The organism is Deltaproteobacteria bacterium (genome assembly GCA_020845895.1).
Classification (GTDB): Bacteria; Lernaellota; Lernaellaia; order JACKCT01; family JACKCT01; genus JADLEX01.
In genome coordinates this window covers 94,830-110,309 of the sequence record JADLEX010000053.1, presented here as the reverse complement: position 1 = coordinate 110,309, position 15,480 = coordinate 94,830, and the positions used below count along the sequence as shown (strand labels likewise).

At 64.7% G+C, this 15,480-nt stretch carries 10 protein-coding genes and 2 tRNA genes; 3 read left to right on the top strand and 9 right to left on the bottom strand.

Annotated elements, in window-relative coordinates:
- Positions 1-20: 20 nt before the first annotated feature.
- The 3 genes from glgC to IT350_07015 all read right to left on the bottom strand — a co-directional run bounded on the left by glgC (position 21) and on the right by IT350_07015 (position 2,785).
- Positions 21-1,232: a glucose-1-phosphate adenylyltransferase gene (gene glgC / locus IT350_07025; GenBank protein ID MCC6157788.1), complete on the bottom strand. Its 1,212-nt coding sequence runs from the start codon at positions 1,230-1,232 to the stop codon at positions 21-23.
- Between the two features lie 63 nt (positions 1,233-1,295).
- Complete coding sequence (locus IT350_07020; protein ID MCC6157787.1) at positions 1,296-2,258, bottom strand: ROK family protein; 963 nt, start codon at positions 2,256-2,258, stop codon at positions 1,296-1,298.
- Entirely contained in the window at positions 2,258-2,785 is a 528-nt protein-coding gene (locus IT350_07015; protein ID MCC6157786.1) for a hypoxanthine phosphoribosyltransferase, read from the bottom strand. Before IT350_07015 ends, IT350_07020 begins: the two co-directional genes overlap by 1 nt.
- Positions 2,786-2,880: 95 nt before the next feature.
- On the opposite strand from IT350_07015, the gene IT350_07010 reads away from it, so the two are divergent.
- Positions 2,881-3,954, top strand: a complete 1,074-nt coding sequence (locus tag IT350_07010; GenBank protein MCC6157785.1) for a metallophosphoesterase — start codon at positions 2,881-2,883, stop codon at positions 3,952-3,954.
- Positions 3,955-3,988: 34 nt separating this feature from the next.
- On the opposite strand, the gene IT350_07005 is transcribed toward IT350_07010, so the two are convergent.
- From IT350_07005 to IT350_06985, 5 genes are all read right to left on the bottom strand, one after another.
- Positions 3,989-4,061: transfer RNA gene (locus tag IT350_07005), tRNA-Glu, on the bottom strand.
- 41 nt (positions 4,062-4,102) lie between these two features.
- Positions 4,103-4,173, bottom strand: a tRNA-Gln gene (locus IT350_07000).
- Between the two features lie 80 nt (positions 4,174-4,253).
- Positions 4,254-6,047 (bottom strand): hypothetical protein, encoded by a 1,794-nt coding sequence (locus IT350_06995; GenBank protein MCC6157784.1) that lies wholly within the window; start codon positions 6,045-6,047, stop codon positions 4,254-4,256.
- Positions 6,044-8,938: a PD40 domain-containing protein gene (locus IT350_06990; protein ID MCC6157783.1), complete on the bottom strand. Its 2,895-nt coding sequence runs from the start codon at positions 8,936-8,938 to the stop codon at positions 6,044-6,046. The genes IT350_06995 and IT350_06990 overlap by 4 nt, the downstream gene beginning before the upstream one ends.
- Positions 8,939-9,069: 131 nt before the next feature.
- Complete coding sequence (locus tag IT350_06985; GenBank protein MCC6157782.1) at positions 9,070-11,070, bottom strand: hypothetical protein; 2,001 nt, start codon at positions 11,068-11,070, stop codon at positions 9,070-9,072.
- A gap of 224 nt (positions 11,071-11,294) precedes the next feature.
- On the opposite strand from IT350_06985, the gene IT350_06980 reads away from it, so the two are divergent.
- Positions 11,295-12,200: a UTP--glucose-1-phosphate uridylyltransferase gene (locus IT350_06980; protein ID MCC6157781.1), complete on the top strand. Its 906-nt coding sequence runs from the start codon at positions 11,295-11,297 to the stop codon at positions 12,198-12,200.
- Positions 12,201-12,207: 7 nt separating this feature from the next.
- Complete coding sequence (gene priA, locus IT350_06975; GenBank protein ID MCC6157780.1) at positions 12,208-14,721, top strand: primosomal protein N'; 2,514 nt, start codon at positions 12,208-12,210, stop codon at positions 14,719-14,721.
- Between the two features lie 4 nt (positions 14,722-14,725).
- On the opposite strand, the gene fsa is transcribed toward priA, so the two are convergent.
- On the bottom strand, positions 14,726-15,451 hold the full coding sequence (gene fsa / locus IT350_06970; protein ID MCC6157779.1) for a fructose-6-phosphate aldolase: 726 nt from the start codon (positions 15,449-15,451) through the stop codon (positions 14,726-14,728).
- Positions 15,452-15,480 lie beyond the last annotated feature (29 nt).

The window sequence follows — 15,480 nt, the reverse complement described above, 5'->3', positions numbered from 1 at the left end:
TTCGGTCAGTTCGACGATCTTTAGTCGACCACGGCGCCTTTGGGAACCACGATGATGCCCTTTTTTGTCACGTGGAAGCGGGCCCGGTCGGCCGCGTCGTCGAATCCGATTTTCGCCCCCGGTTTGATGTGCGCGTGTTTGTCGATGATCGCGTTTCGCACTTGCGCATGGCGGCCGATCACCACCTCGTCGAGCAAGATGGAGTGCTCGACCTTGGAATAGGAATTCACGCGCACAAAGCGCGACAGCACGCATCGATTGAGCCGTCCGCCGGAGACGATACACCCCTCGCTCACGAGCGAGTCGGTCGCCACGCCCATGCGCTTGTGCTCGTCGTCGGCGAAAACGAATTTGGCGGGCGCGGCGGGATGCGCGAAGGTGTGGATCGGCCACGCCTGATTGTGGATGTCGATCACGGGCGTGACCGAAACCAGGTCCATGTTCGCGGCGAAGTAGGCGTCGAGGTCCCCCACGTCGCGCCAGTAGCCGACCTCGCGGTCGTGCATGCCGGGGACGCGATTCTTCGAAAAGTCGTAGGCGTACATTCGCCCTTCGGTCATAAGCGTCGGCAGGATGTCCTGGCCGAAGTCGTGCTTGGAGTCGGCGCGCTTCGCGTCGCGCTTGAGCACGTCCACGAGCGGGTCGATGTCGAAAATGTAGTTGCCCATGCTGGCCAGCGCCCAGCCGGGGCGATCGGGGATCTCGCGGGGCTTCGTCGGCTTTTCCTGAAACCCCACGACCTTCCAGTCTTCGTCGACCTCGATGACGCCGAAGGACCGCGCTTCCTCGACCGGCACGGGGATCGCCGCGATCGTGCACGCCGACTGCATCGCGAGGTGGACCAGCACCATCTGGCGAACGTCCATTTTGAAGATGTGGTCCGCGCCGAACACGCACACGATTTTCGGGCGTTCATCCGTGATGAGGTTCATGTTCTGGTAGATCGCGTCGGCCGAGCCCTTGAACCAGTCGGGACCCATGCGCTGCTGCGGGGGCACCGCCTCGACGTAGTGACCGACCATGGTCGAGAGGTTCCATCCGCGCGAGAGGTGCTTGTTGAGCGAGTCGGACTTGTACTGCGTGAGCACCTTGATGCGGTAGAAGCCCGAGTTGACGAAATTCGACAGCACAAAATCGATGATGCGGTAGCGACCGCCAAAAGGCACGGCGGGCTTGGCGCGCTCCGCCGTCAGGGGATAGAGCCGCCTGCCTTCTCCGCCGGCGAGGATCATCGTCAGGATATCCGCGGTGTTCAGAACGGGCGAGTTCACGGAAAGCCTCCTTGTTTTTGAAAATCAGGCGGTGTCGAGAAGCGCCATGCGCGCCGCGCCGACCAGCCCGGCCCGATTGCCGAGCTCCGCCCGCCGGACGACGACCATCTCGGCCGGGACGCGAAAGGCCCGCGAGCGGATCTCGCGACGCAGGGAATCCTCGATGAACTCCCAGGCCCCGCTCATGCCGCCGCCCACGAGGATCGTCTCCACGTTGAGCACGTTGAGGAGCCCGGCCGCGGCGATGCCCAGAAAGCTTCCGACATCCTCGAAAATCTCCCGGCAGGTCGCACATCCCCTCGTCGCGGCGTCGTATATCGCCTCGGGTGTGACAGGGTCAAGTCGATCGCGTGAGATTTCTCGCAAAATCGGGGATCGACCGTGATTCAACGCGTCTTCGCCGCGTGCGACGACCGCCTTGAGGTTGGCCTGCGATTCCAGGCACCCGCGGTTTCCGCATCCGCAAAGCGGTCCGTCGCGATCGATCGTCACGTGGCCGAGCTCACCCGCCATTCCCCACGCACCGCGCCATACGCGCCCGGCAAGGATCAACCCGCCGCCGATTCCCGTTCCGAGCGTGTACATGGCCAGATTCTGCACGCCGCGCCCCGCGCCGAGCCACGATTCGCCGAGCGCGGCGAGATTGGCGTCGTTGTCGAGGGCGACGGGGCAGGCGAGGCGTTCCTCCAACATCGACGCGAGATCGACGTCTTTCCACAACGGAAACTGCGGCGCCTGGCTGACCGTGCGGCCGTCGGCGTAGACGCCTCCCGGCACTCCGATCCCGAGGCCGGCGGTCGCGTGCGTGCCGCAAACGTCGCGGACGACGCTCACGATGGCGTCGGCGATCGCTTCCGCGCGCAGGTCGTCGCCGGTGGGCACGCGCTTTTCGGCGAGCGCATGGCCGTGACCGTCGAAGAGCCCGGCCTTGATGGCGGTACCGCCCAGGTCGACTGCCGCCACGGTGACGGAGAGCGGGCGTGTCATCACGGCTCCCTTCGGTAGATGTCCGGCAATCCCCGGTATCGTCCTGCGAAATCGAGGCCGTATCCCATGTAGTACCCCTGCGGCACATCGAACCCGATCCAGTGGGCGCGGAAGTGGTCCGGACTCCCATGCCCCTTGGCGAGCAGCGTCACCGCGCGTACGCTCCGCGCGCCGTGAGAACCCAGATGGTCGGTCGCGAATCGCAGCGTCAATCCCGTGTCGAAGATGTCGTCGACCAGGATCACGTCTTGATTTTCGACATCCGTCTGTCGATCATGCACCAGTCGCACCCGCCCGCTGGACGTGGTTTCGTCGCCGTAACTGGCGAGACGGAGGAAATCGTATCGAACCCGCCCGTCCAACTCGCGCGCGAGATCGGCGCAAAACGGCGCGGCACCCTGCAGGATGCCGACGACGATCAGCCGTTCGGGATCGGAATCCCGCGCGATCAGGCGGGCCAGTTCCCGAACGCGTCCCGCGATGCGTTGGCGGCCCAGATATAGAAAAAATCCATCGGGGAGAGGCATGAGCTTCCGCGCGTCGTTCCGGTTCCCATCTTGGATCTTTTCGGTCGAATTGCAAGAAAAATCGACCGGCGATGCGAAGCGGGAGCGCGTCTGAAATGAGGCGGATCAAGCTCGTCGTCAGCGATTTTCATCTCGGACGCGGGCGCGTCGACGCCGAAGGCGGTCTCAATGAGCGCGAGGACTTCCATCAGGGCGACAAGTTCGTCGAATTTCTCGAGTACTACGGGGGGCGCCGCCACTACCACGACGACGTCGAGCTGATCTTCAACGGCGACTTCTTCGAGTTCCTCGACGTCTATGACGGAGATCTGGTCACCGACCGCGAGACCGAGCAGACCGCGTTGTGGAAGCTTCAACGGATCATCGCCGGTCACGCCAAGGTTTTCGATGCGGTTGCCGATTTCGCCTCGCGTCCCGGAAAGCGCGTGGTGTTTCTCGTGGGCAACCACGACGCCGCTCTGCTGTGGCCCGCGGTGCGCGACGAAGTCGCCCGGCGCATCGGCGGCGACATCCGATTTTTCGACAACGATTACAGCTTCGGCGTCGTCCACGTCGCGCACGGACATCAGCACGAGTTTCTCAACGCCTTCAGTACGCGGAACTTTTTTTATCGCGACGCGCACGGCGAGCGCATCCTGCGAATGCCGCCGGTCAGCCGCTTCGTCATGCAGTACATCAGTCCGCTCAAGAAAACACGGCCCTACATCAACAAGATCCGCCCCTTTCGCATCTACCTGAAGTACGCGTTCATCAACGACCACGTCTTTTTCTGGCATCAGCTCACGGGCATCGTCCGGTTCTGGGTGCGCAACCGCCTCTCGCGCGACCCCGTTACGCGGCGCGAGTTCCGCCTGTCGTGGCGACGCATGGCCAACGCGTACGGACATGCCTCGATGGAGGAGGGCGCGGATGAGATCCTGAAGAAGACGAAGTACCGATACGTCATCTTCGGCCATACGCACAAATACGGGCATCGGCGCTTCGGCGCGTATGGCGAGTACCTGAACGCGGGAACGTGGACCGACTTGATCTCGCTCGATGCCTCAAACCTCGGGCGGCGCGTTACGCGCACGTACGTGCACATCGACGCGACCGACGAGGAGAACCCCGTGGTGCGCCTGAAGGTTTGGCACGGCACGCAGCAGGTGGAAGAGGATCTCATCGGCTAAAGAAAAACCCGCGGCGCGCCGCGGGTGAGAGAAGCACTCCCAACGGGAATCGAACCCGTGTTTTCGGCGTGAGAGGCCGACGTCCTAGGCCGCTAGACGATGGGAGCGCAGCGGAACCGGCGTCGACTTGTGACGCCGGATCATTCAGATCAGGGCCAGGGATTCGAACCCCGATACCTGGAGTCAGAGTCCAGTGTCCTACCGTTGGACGAGCCCTGAACAGGACGCCCAAACATAGCGATCGGCGCTCGGCTGTCAAGAGGCTCGGCCCGGTCCACCGCTTCGAAAACGCCCGAAAATCAGGGCTGCGGAACGTTGTCCTCCGCCGTCATTCGCGCGGCGATCAGCAAGCCCGAGATGTTGTGCTGGTTGTAGTCGATTCGCATCGCGTTCGAGACCGGCGAGTGACGAAAGACGCCGAGCGCGCGGGGCGGCGACGGGTAGAGCGTCACGAAATCGGGGCGGATGACGCGCTCCACCTGAAAGCGGGCGGAACGCAACACCGTTTCGCGGATTTCGTCCGCGGTGTGCTCGTCGCCCAGACGCTTCGCCAGCAGCCACGCGGCGGTGAGTCCCTCGCTGCGCGATCCCGCCGGAGTGACCTGCGGCGGAGCGGGGTAGTATCCACCCGCGTGATCGAGTCCCCACCTCGGGCCGAGCTGCTCGAACTCCATGCCCCGCGCCATGCGGAAACAGTGGTCCGCATATTTCGGATTCGGATCGGCCTCGTGCAGTTCCTCGAGCGCGAGCATCAGCCAGGCATCGGGCGGCACGTTGAAACGCATTCCCATGATCGTCCAGCGGTTGTCGATGAGGTGATCTGCCGCGCGGCGCACGGCGTCGAGGATGTCGGAGCGCTCGGGAACAATCTGGTGGTAGCGGATCAGGCCGAGCATCGCCTCGCCGGGGTAGTAGATCGACCGACGTGTCTTGGCGTTCACACCCGGGATGCCGTGGTAGTCGCGGAAGCTGCCGTCGTCCTTTTGCGAGAGCAGGCAGTGACGCGCGAGGCCGGCCGCGACGCGCTCGTCCTCTCCATCCCATCCGGCGACCTTGCGTTTCTCGACATACGCCATCAGCGCGAGTCCCGCGCCGCCGAGTTTGATGTTGTGCGGTTCGCGTACGAACAAGCGCTCGGGGTCCGCCGGGTCGGCCTCGATCACGGTGCGCTGCCAGCGCAGGCCCGCGTTCGCCGCGTCCAGATAGCGCGGCTCACGGGTGACATCGTAAAGCTGGTACATCGAATAGGTCGTTCCCGCGTGACGCAGCAGGTTGTAATCGACCTTGTCCAGATCGTCCTTGCCCGCGTCGTAGCCGTAGTACCATTTGCCGTTCGGCTGCTGGATCTTGATGAGGAAGTCGCCGCCGATCCGGCAGGCGCGCAGGATGTCGTCCGATGTCACACGCGGGACGGTGGACGATGCGCGAAAAAGCGGAACGACGTCCTGTCCCGGCCCGTTGGAGAGCCACGCGGACTCGCGAGTGCGATAGAGTCCGTCGTCCAGCTTCAAACCGAGGACCTCGACGCCGCGCCCTTTGTGCAGCGACTGGCGCGCCGATTCGAACGACATGCTCCGGGCGTGCTGCACGACGGCGGGGATCGCGCGGCATTCGCCATCCTCGCAGAGCATCAGAGCGTCGAGGCCGCGCTCAAAGGTCCAGCCGCGCTTCGCGAATTCGGCGATGCGGATTCGCCTTGGGTCCGTGATCGCGTGGATCGACACCGTGCTCACGACCTGCTGCGGCGGCACCGAAGCGCGCAGACTCTTCGCGAGTTCGGCCGCGGTTTTGGCCGCGTCGTCGCCGGGAACGGCGGCGGCCATCGGCGGCGACTTCGGATTGACGACCAGCGAGTGGAACGCGACGACGATCGCGACGACTTCTTCGCCCGTCGCCGCTTCGGATAACGATCCGCCGCCGCCGGCGACGCCGGTCCAGGCCGCTTCGGTGATGCGTTTCTCGTCGTCCGGCGCAAACGCGGCGAATCGGCTCGCGGGCGTGTGCGAACGCAGCACGAGACTCGCGCCGAGCACGACGATGAGGGCGACCAGCGCGATTTCGAGCGCGCGCCGGATGATGCGACCGCGTTTCAAAAGAACCCCGTGCCCGTGTTGATGTAGTACGTATTCGGATGCCGCTTTTCGGGCGAGTAGGCGTAAGCTGCGCTCAGGATCCAATTCGAGTAGTAGGCGATTCCCAGCGACTGGTACAGTTCCACGCCGTAGGAATCGTAGATCGGCCACGGGTCCTTGAGGTCGAGCTCGTCGTACCAGGTTTTTCCGGCGGTGGCGAAGACCGACGCCGAGAGCGTGTCGAAGAAGATCGGCCACACGCCGAGGCCGCGTTGCTGGTACCAGAGCGGCATGCGCCAGTCGATCGATCCCACCACCGCGCGCTCGCCCACCAGTGCCGCGCGTCGGAATCCGCGCAGGGCGAATTGATTGTCGGCGGTCTGCGCGGTGAGGTCGGATTCGACCGTGCCGCCGACGCGAAATCCGCCCCGGTAGCGGTCGTCGCCCTGCACCGCACCGGCCTTGAGGTCGAAACGCAGGACGTTGTTGCGAAACGGAAGCGAGACGTACTGCGTCGCGGCGACGACGCCGGACAGCACGTTGTAATCGGAGCCGAACGCCTCGTGGTCGACGGCGCCGGAAATCACGTAAAAGCCGCCGTCCTCGGGCGAGATCGACATCGCGTAGGACTTCCCGGTCGAGGCGGAGAATCCGAAGCGAGGTCCCGCCAGCCAACCACCGTTCGGAATCTCGTTGCGCACGTTGACGGTGCCGACGTGATTCTCCGAGTGGGCGGCGGTGAAATGCGCGAACGTGGCGAGCTCGTCCGTGAACCGATACGACGCGCCGATCGCCCCGGCGATGCGGTCCTGAAACACGGTGAAGGTGTCGCCGGTCGGGTCCTCCGCGACATGTCCCCAATCGAGACCCGAGCGCGAGAATGTGGCTTGAAGGGTCGGACGAAATCCGTCGTAGGCGTAAGTGGCGTAGATGTTGGGAAAGTTGTGGTCAAGGTCGTACACGAAGCTCGTGAGCCACGAATGCCGAAAGATCGAATCGATGCCGGAGGTCGTGAATCCGAGATTCGAGATCATCTCGCCGTCCACCCACTCGGACGAGTAAAGGGGCTTCCAGTAAGACGGAATCAGCGTCGACCACGGGCTATACTCGCGTTCGGGCGGCGCGAGGTCGTTGGCGGCGCGGTCCACGGAGGCGCTGATCGTCCCGCACAGCACGGCGTCTTCGGGAATTGGGTCGGGAGCAACCTCGCGCCACGCGGCGGGGTCGAGATCCGTGACCGCGAGGTCAAAACCGTACGATGAGTACGAGATCATCGCCAGATGGCGACCGTCGGGTGAGGGTGCGGGTTCGAAGACGCCCGTGACGACGTTCGTGACCTGGAAGAGTTTTTCGCGGGCGAAGTCGAGGGCGTGGACGTTGTGCACGCCGGTGCGGTCGGAGACGAAGAACAGATAACGGCCATCGGCGGAGAACGCGGGATCGATGTCGCGCCCGGGGTGCGCCGTGAGCCGTTTGAAGCGATCCGATGCGATGTCATACGCGAAGAGGTCTCGATTGCCGTCGTCGTGCCAGAGGGACAGGACTAGCGTTTCTCCATCGGGCGACACGGCGGGAGGGCCGAACTGCGTGAAGAAGGGGAATCGGTCGTAGCCGAACAGGACGGTGATCGCGCCGGTCGCCACATCGACGCGCACGACTCGGGTGCGGCCCATCTCCTGATCGACGGCGTACACCGACTTTCCGTCGGGCGTCGCCGCGGGATCGCGCAGCCGCGACTCGCGCGTGATTCGGCGAAGGTCGCCGTTTGCCAGTTCGAACAGGTCATAATACTGCGTGAAGGGTTCACGCTTCGAATGCTGGGCGAAGACGATGCCGCCGCCCGGCGGGTGCGCCGCGCCGCCCGTCAGTTCGGTCTCGACGAGCGTCTCGTCCTCGCCGGTATCGAGGTCGTACTCCGCCAACCGCGCGTGGCGTGTCGGGGAGTGTTCCTCGACGACGATCCGCCGATCGTCGATCCACAGCGGCCGGCGCTGCTGGCGGCCGCCCGACGAAAGCTCGCGCAGAGGCGTGATGCCCCGGGCCGCGATCTCGCCGTATTGCCGCTGGGCTTTCTCACGCGCTTCGCTCTCGAAGTCGCGCCATAGGTGTTTGACCTTTTTTCCCCAGATGCCCTTGGCGTTGATGTTGAACATGAAGGGCCAGATCTGACCGGCATGTTTATACGAGTAGTCGCCGATGGTGTTCGGATCGTTGTGGCGCGCGATGTAGTCGTGAAACATCCCGCCGAAGATGTACGGCGTGCCGCCCGAGGGCCAGCGGCGCGTCCAGCTCGACGCGAGGTCAACGCTCGGAAAACGGTCTTCCATCGCCGCCGCGCGCAGCATCATGTCGGACACGCTCGACCGGTTGCGGCCCATGGTTGTCAGTTCGGTTTCGGTCCAGACGGCGAGGCCCTCGACCTGAAAAATGGGCTGCATGTGATGCAGGAACAGCCAGCGCCCGAACGTGTAACGCAATCCGAGCGGGACGCCGCGCGCCGAGTCGAGGTGAATCGCGTGTGTCAGTTCGTGCGTGATGATGGCGCGAATCCAGTCGTCGTAGTGATCCAGACGGTCCTCCGCATGGGGCAGGGCGGCGTAGATCCGCATCGTGTTCCACGGGGTCATCGACGACGAGCCGTTGGTGTCATCCACGTCGTCCGAGATGACGAGGCGGATTTTCCGGCGAGGCTCCCAATGGAAGAGCTTGGTGAGCGCGCCGTACTGGGATTCGGCGACGACCGCCGCCTTGCGCGCGATGAACTCGGCGCCGTCGTGGTAAACGATCTCGAAATGGTCGGTTTCGAACGCACGCCAACGATACGACGAGTCGTAAACGCTCGCCGCAAACGCGGAAGCGGGAAACAGCGCGATCAGCGCGAGCAGTGCGGCCCAAACGGCGATGCGAATCACTCGTCTCTCCAGGGCCGCTATCTAACAAGACCGCGCGCCGCGCCGCAACGTGGTGGAGACGGCCTCCGTCTCTTTTCGTTCCGACTCGCCGGGACGCGTATGTGCACCCGTGGACTTCGGATCGAGAAGCGCTAATTTCCGAGGCGTTCCGCGGACGTGATCTCCATTCCGTTGTCGAACGACGCCAGACGATCCGCGACGGACGGTGGGATCGCGAAGACCAGCTCACGATTGCGGTCCGCCGGTCCGCCCATGCCGCCCAGCGACGCGCCGCCTTCGTAGCCCTTGCGGATCGCGTCCTCGAACGCGAGTTCACGGCCGGTTTCGCCGAGCGTGTCGGAATCGTCGCCGACGATGCCCCAGTGGTCGAAGAGCGTGAGGAGAATCGATCCCGTTCCATCGCGATAATCGACGAGTTCGACCACGCGACCCTGTTGCGGGAAGTCGATCGTCGAGGGCGTCTGCACCTCCCAGTAACCGAGCGCGGGATCCTCGGTGGGGGAGTGGTGCGCGATGATCGCGTTTTCGTGACCGTGGCCGATCTGATGCAGGATCACGTTGGGGCACGTGCCGAGAAGCTGCGTCAGCCGGTCGCCGCCGTTGGGCGTGCTGGCCTCGGCATGATGGGAGTTGACGATGACGAGCACGTCGTCCTGCTCGGCGCGGTCGAGTTCGTCCTCGATCCACTCGAACTGACGATTGCTGATGCCGCCCGCGGCGAGCAAGCCCGCATCCGTCGTGTCGAGCACCAGAAAACGCAGCGGCATTTCCTGTCCGGTGATGTCCACCCAGTCGAGCGCGTACCAGCCGCCGTCCGCGCCGTCGGTGACGCCGTCATCGTTGCGGTCGATGAAGCCATGGCCCTCTTCATGGAGTATGGCGATGGAGCCGTCGCGACCGAGGAACTCGCGGCCGGGATCGGGAGTGATGGGCACGCCGTCGTCGCTCGGGTCGTCGTAGGTGCCGTTCAGCAGCACGTCCATGTCGAAGCGCCCGTCGAGGTCGGCGGAGAGGTCGTCCGGCACGAGGCCGAGCAGGTTCAGCAGATCGAGCACCGTCTGCCAGTCGAGGTCGAGACCGAAAATCCCGCCATCGATATAAACCGGCTGGCCGGGGTTGTCCTGCATGTACTGGATCACCGCCGCCACGCCCGAGATATAGCCGTAGTGGGACAGAGCGGACACGTAGTCTTCGCGCGAATAGAAGGTCAGTCCGGAATCGGGATCGAAGTTCCCCGTGTTGAGCACGTCGTGATTGCCGAGCACGGCGAGCCACGGGACTTGCGATCCGTCCGCGCGACGCAGCCCGACCGTGGGGAAATCCGCGTTGGAATTCGGCAGGCCGGGGCGGTCGAAGGCGTTGATCGAGTTGCCGTCGCCGTCTTCCTCCTGAATGCCGAAATTGCGCTCGCCGCGGTTTCGCCCGGTGTCCGGATCGATATCGAGATCGCCGCTGTCGGGCCGCGCCCAGCCGGGCACGCCGGTGGTGATGCCGTTCGCGTCGAACACGTCGATGACCAGCGCCATTTCGTTGTGCTGCGCGTTGTCGGTCAGGTCGCCGAGGACGACCGCGAAGTCGAAATCGCGTCCGTACCCGGACTGAATCGCGTTCGCGGTACGGATGAGTGAGTTCACAAGGTGGGGCGAGACGTCCTCGTGCGGGCGGTAGGCGGCGCTGAAACCTCCGCCGACGATCTGGTTGGAATCGAAGAAGGTCAGACGCGTCGGCGACTCCTCGTCGGTGAGCTGAAAGTCGGCCATACTCAGGTAGTAGGCCATCGACAGCGGCTCGGCCCCATTCTCGTCGCGGGTGGGTTCCACGCCGAGGTCGTTTCGGATTTCGCGCGGCTCGCCCGGCCCCTCGACGAGCGAATATCCTAGCGGCGCGGCGTCGTCGGGCTCCGGCACGAGGGTCAGGTCGAGCGTCGTGGGCGGAATCCAGTCGTCGTCCGCGTCGTCGTCGGCAAGGTCGTCATCCGAGGTCGCGTCGTCATCGCCGGCAACGTCGTCATCCGTCGCCCCGGAATCGTCATCGTCATCGCCGCCGGCGCAGCCGAATGTCGCCACCAGCAGGGAGAGTGCGAGAAAGAGTTGAATGGAAATCGAGAAATTCCAGGCCGCGAACCGTCTCATGGCGCCTCCAAAATGCCACCCAAAATTCACCTGGGCGACACAAGGGCGACACACTAAGGAATTCATATATTCTCGTCTACGTGTATCCAGATCATATTCTCCCACCGATTCCCGAAGATCGCCTTTCGCGCGCCCATGTCTCCCCGTGTTGATCGCGTCGCCCCCGCGCGGTAGGTTAGGCCATTCGAAGCCAACCGCGTCTTCGTGCCGATGACGAGAGGGACATGTCGAGCGAATCGAAATCCGGAAGCTCCCCGCACCAAACCGTCCGCAAGGCCGTGATCCCCGTGGCGGGCCTCGGGACGCGCTTTCTGCCCGCCACCAAGGTCGTGGCCAAGGAACTGCTGCCGATCGTGGATCGACCGACGATCCACTACATCGTCGAGGAGGCGTACCAGTCCGGCATCGAGCAGATCATCTTCGTGAGTGCGGCGGGCAAGAGCGCGATCGAGGACTATTTCGACCGCTCCTTCGGACTCGAAAAGTGGCTGGAGGAAAAGGGCGATACCGCGCGCCTCGAACTCGTGCGCGAGATTTCGCAAATGGTCGAGGTTCAGTCGGTGCGCCAAAAGACGGCGCTGGGTCTCGGACACGCTATCGGATGCGCTCGGGGCGTCGTCGGCAACGAGCCCTTCGCGGTGCTGCTGGGCGACGACATGTTCGACGGCGATCCCCCCGCGACGCGCCAGCTCATCGACGCCTACGAGCGATGCGGCCGCGCCGTGGTCGGCGTCTATGAGGTCCCGGTGGAGACGACGCACCGCTACGGCATCGTGGATTGCGCGTCGAGCGATGCCGAGCCCTATCCCCTGCGCGCCATGGTGGAAAAACCGAGGTCGAATCCGCCTTCGAATCTCGCCATTATCGGGCGATACATTCTGCCGCCGGAGATTTTCGACTGCATCGACGCGACGCCCAGGGGCGCGAGCGGCGAGATCCAGATTACGGACGCACTCAACATTCTGAACGCCCGCGAAGGCGGTGGGGTGTTTGCCCAAGTGCTTCGCGGCGCGCGCCACGACGCCGGCGACATCTTCGGCTTCATCGAAGCCAACATCGCGTACGCCCTGAAACGGCCGGAATTGGCCGACCGACTGCGGGAGCTGCTGGCCCGATTTGCCGCGTCGTGAGACGCCGATGAGCGCTGTCGATCGTCGGGAGATGTGCGTCGAAACCGCGGTCGCCCTGACCGCCCCCGGCACTTACCACTATCGAATTCCCGAGGACTGGCCCGGCAAGGTCTCCGTGGGGACGGGCCTCGTCGTACCCTTCGGGCGACGCCACGTGTCCGCCTTCGTTCTGCACACGGAGGTCGAAGCGCCCGTGGACGTCGAGGTGCTCCCGGCGATCGAGCCGCTCGCCACGGAACCGTTCTTCGGTCCCTTGCAGGTCCGCATGTTCGAGTTCATGGCGCGCTACTACCTCGCCCCGATCGGCGAGGTTGTGCGAACAGCGCTGCCCGCCGGCATCCTGCAATCGACGCAGCGCATCGCCGAGATCACCGACGCCGGGCGCGCGGCGCTGCGCGAAGAGGGCTCCGTGCGCGAGGCGCTGATGGTGTTGCTCGAAGCGCTGGCCGAGGAGCCGCCGGGTATCGCCGTCGCGTCGCTGCCGAAACGGGTTCCGACGTTCCGCGAGACGCAGCTTCGAACGCTCGTGCGCGACGGGCTCGTCCTCACGCACGTGCAGATGCGCATGCCGGCGATCTGCGCGAAGACGATCGCCATGTACGCGCCCGCGACGGGGGCGAATCTTGAAGAGGCCCGCGCGGCGCTGGTGCGTTCGCCGAAGCGGCTCGCCGTGCTGGAGGCCGTCGTCACGGCGGGGCGCGCCGTGACCGGCGGCGAAATCGCCGATCTGATCGACGCAGATCCTCGGGCGCACCTGCGTGCGCTGGCCGCGGCGGGATGGTTCCGCATCGATTCGCGCGAGGTCTATCGTCAGGCGTCGATCGACGCCGACCATCAAGCTCCGCCGGTGCTGAACGCGGCGCAGGGCGCGGCCGTGCGCCGGGTCTGCGCGACCATGGACGCGCGCGAGCACCGCACGTTCGTGCTTCACGGCGTGACGGGGTCGGGCAAGACCGAGGTGTACCTGCGTCTCGTGGAGCGCGCGCTCGCGGCGGGACGGCCCGCGCTCGTTCTCGTGCCGGAGATCGCGCTGACGCCGCAACTCGTGGGGCGGTTCGTCGGCCGCTTTGGCGATGCGGTCGGCGCGAGTCATTCGGGGCTCGCGCCCGGCGAGCGCTACGACCTGTGGCGGCGCGTGCGTCGGCGCGAAAAACGCGTCGTGATCGGCGCGCGAAGTGCGATCTTCGCGCCGTTCGATGATCTCGGCGTGGTCGTTGTCGATGAGGAGCACGACGGTTCGTACAAACAGGACGACGCGCTGCCCTACAACGCGCGCGATCTGGCGATCTGGCTGGGACGTGAAACAAAATGCCCCGTCGTGCTCGGTTCGGCGACGCCGAGCATGGAGACCTTTCATGGCGCGAAGTCGGGCCGATACGAGCTTCTCGAATTGCGCGAACGCGTCCACGGGCGTGGCATGCCGCCGGTGTCGGTGGTGGATCTGCGTCCGTTGGAAAAGGAACTCGCCCGAAAACCACGCTCGGATCGACCGGGTGACGACCTTCCTCATGCCCGCATGATCTTCTCTCCGTCCCTCGCCACAGCGTTACGGGAGAATCTCGAAGCCGGCGAGCAGACGATTCTGCTGCTCAACCGTCGCGGATACTCCACCCACGTCTTCTGTCTCGCGTGCGGTGCGTCGGCGCAGTGCCTCGATTGCGACGTGTCCCTGACGTTTCACGCGTCGCGCCAAAAGGCGGTCTGCCACTACTGCGATCGAGAGTACGCCCCGCCGCGCACGTGCCGCGTTTGCGGTGGCGAGCGTTTGTTTTACGCGGGGCTCGGGACCGAGCAGGTCGAGCACGAAATCGCGCGGCTCTTTCCCTCGGCGCGCGTGGTGCGCATGGACCGCGACACGGTGGCCGGACGCGAGGGACACCAACGGGTGCTCACGCCGTTTCGACGGGGCGAGGCCGACATCCTGCTCGGCACGCAGATGGTCGCCAAAGGACACGACTTTCCGAACGTCACGCTCGTCGGAGTATTACAAGCCGACAGTTCTCTCTCGATGCCGGATTTTCGCGCCGCGGAGCGGACGTTTCAGCTCGTCACGCAGGTCTCGGGCCGCGCAGGCCGCGCCGAAGCACCGGGACGCATCGTGATGCAGACCTACAATCCCGATCATTACGCGGTGACGTGCGCCTCCGGGCACGACTTCGAACGCTTTTATGAACTTGAAATCAACCGACGCAAGGTGTCGTGGTTTCCGCCGTTTGCCCGGACAGCGCTCGTTCGGGTGAGCGGGCCCGACCGCGACGCCGCGCGCAGCGCGGCGCTGGCCGCGGCGAAGGGCGCGCGTAAGGCGGCCAAGGAACTTTCCCTCGAAGCCGACGCCGTGCTGGGGCCCGCGCGGTCGATGATCGCCCGCGTCAAGAACCGTTTTCGTTTTCAGGTCTTTTTGCGCGCTCAAACCCCCGCAGATCTTCACCGCCTGATCGCGGCGGCGAAAAAGGCACACGACCGCGTCGCGCCGTCCACGCTGGCGTGGCGTGTCGACATGGATCCGCAAAGCGTCGTGTGAGGCGCTAGGCCTTCTTCGATTTCTTGCCGCTCTTGATGCCGCCCTTGCTGCCGCTCTTGCTGCCGCTCTTGGCGGACGGAGCGGGTGCCTTGGGGATCTTTGCGTAGTCGGCCTTGAACAGCTCGATCCCCTTGTCCGTGAGCGGATGTCGGAAGAGCTGCTGCAGGACCTTGAACGGCATGGTGCAGATGTCCGCGCCCATGAGCGCGCATTCCACCACGTGCACGGGATGGCGGATCGACGCCGCGAGAACGCGCGTCGCCACGTCGTAGTTCTGGAAAATGTCCACGATCTTCTCGACGAGTTCCAGACCGTCGTAGGAGATGTCGTCCACGCGCCCGAGGAATGGGCTCACGTAGCTCGCGCCCGCCTTGGCCGCGATGAGGGCCTGCGTGGGCGAGAAGATGAGCGTGACGTTGACGGGGATGCCCTCGGAGGCGAGCTTTCGCGTGGCGATCATGCCCTCTTCGGTCATCGGAATCTTCACGACGACGTTTTTGGCGATCTTCACGAGCTGGTGCGCCTCGCGCAGCATGCCCTCGTGGTCGTCGCTGATGACTTCGAGGCTGATGGGGCCCTTGACCATCTTCGTGATCTTCGGAGCGAGAGACTCGAACGTCTCTCCGGTCTTGGCGATCAGGGACGGATTGGTGGTCACGCCGTCGACGAGGCCCCACGCCACGCCCTGAGCGATTTCCTTGAGGTCGGCGGTATCGAGATAGAAATCCATGAGCGGCTCCTTGAAATGTGAACCCCCGG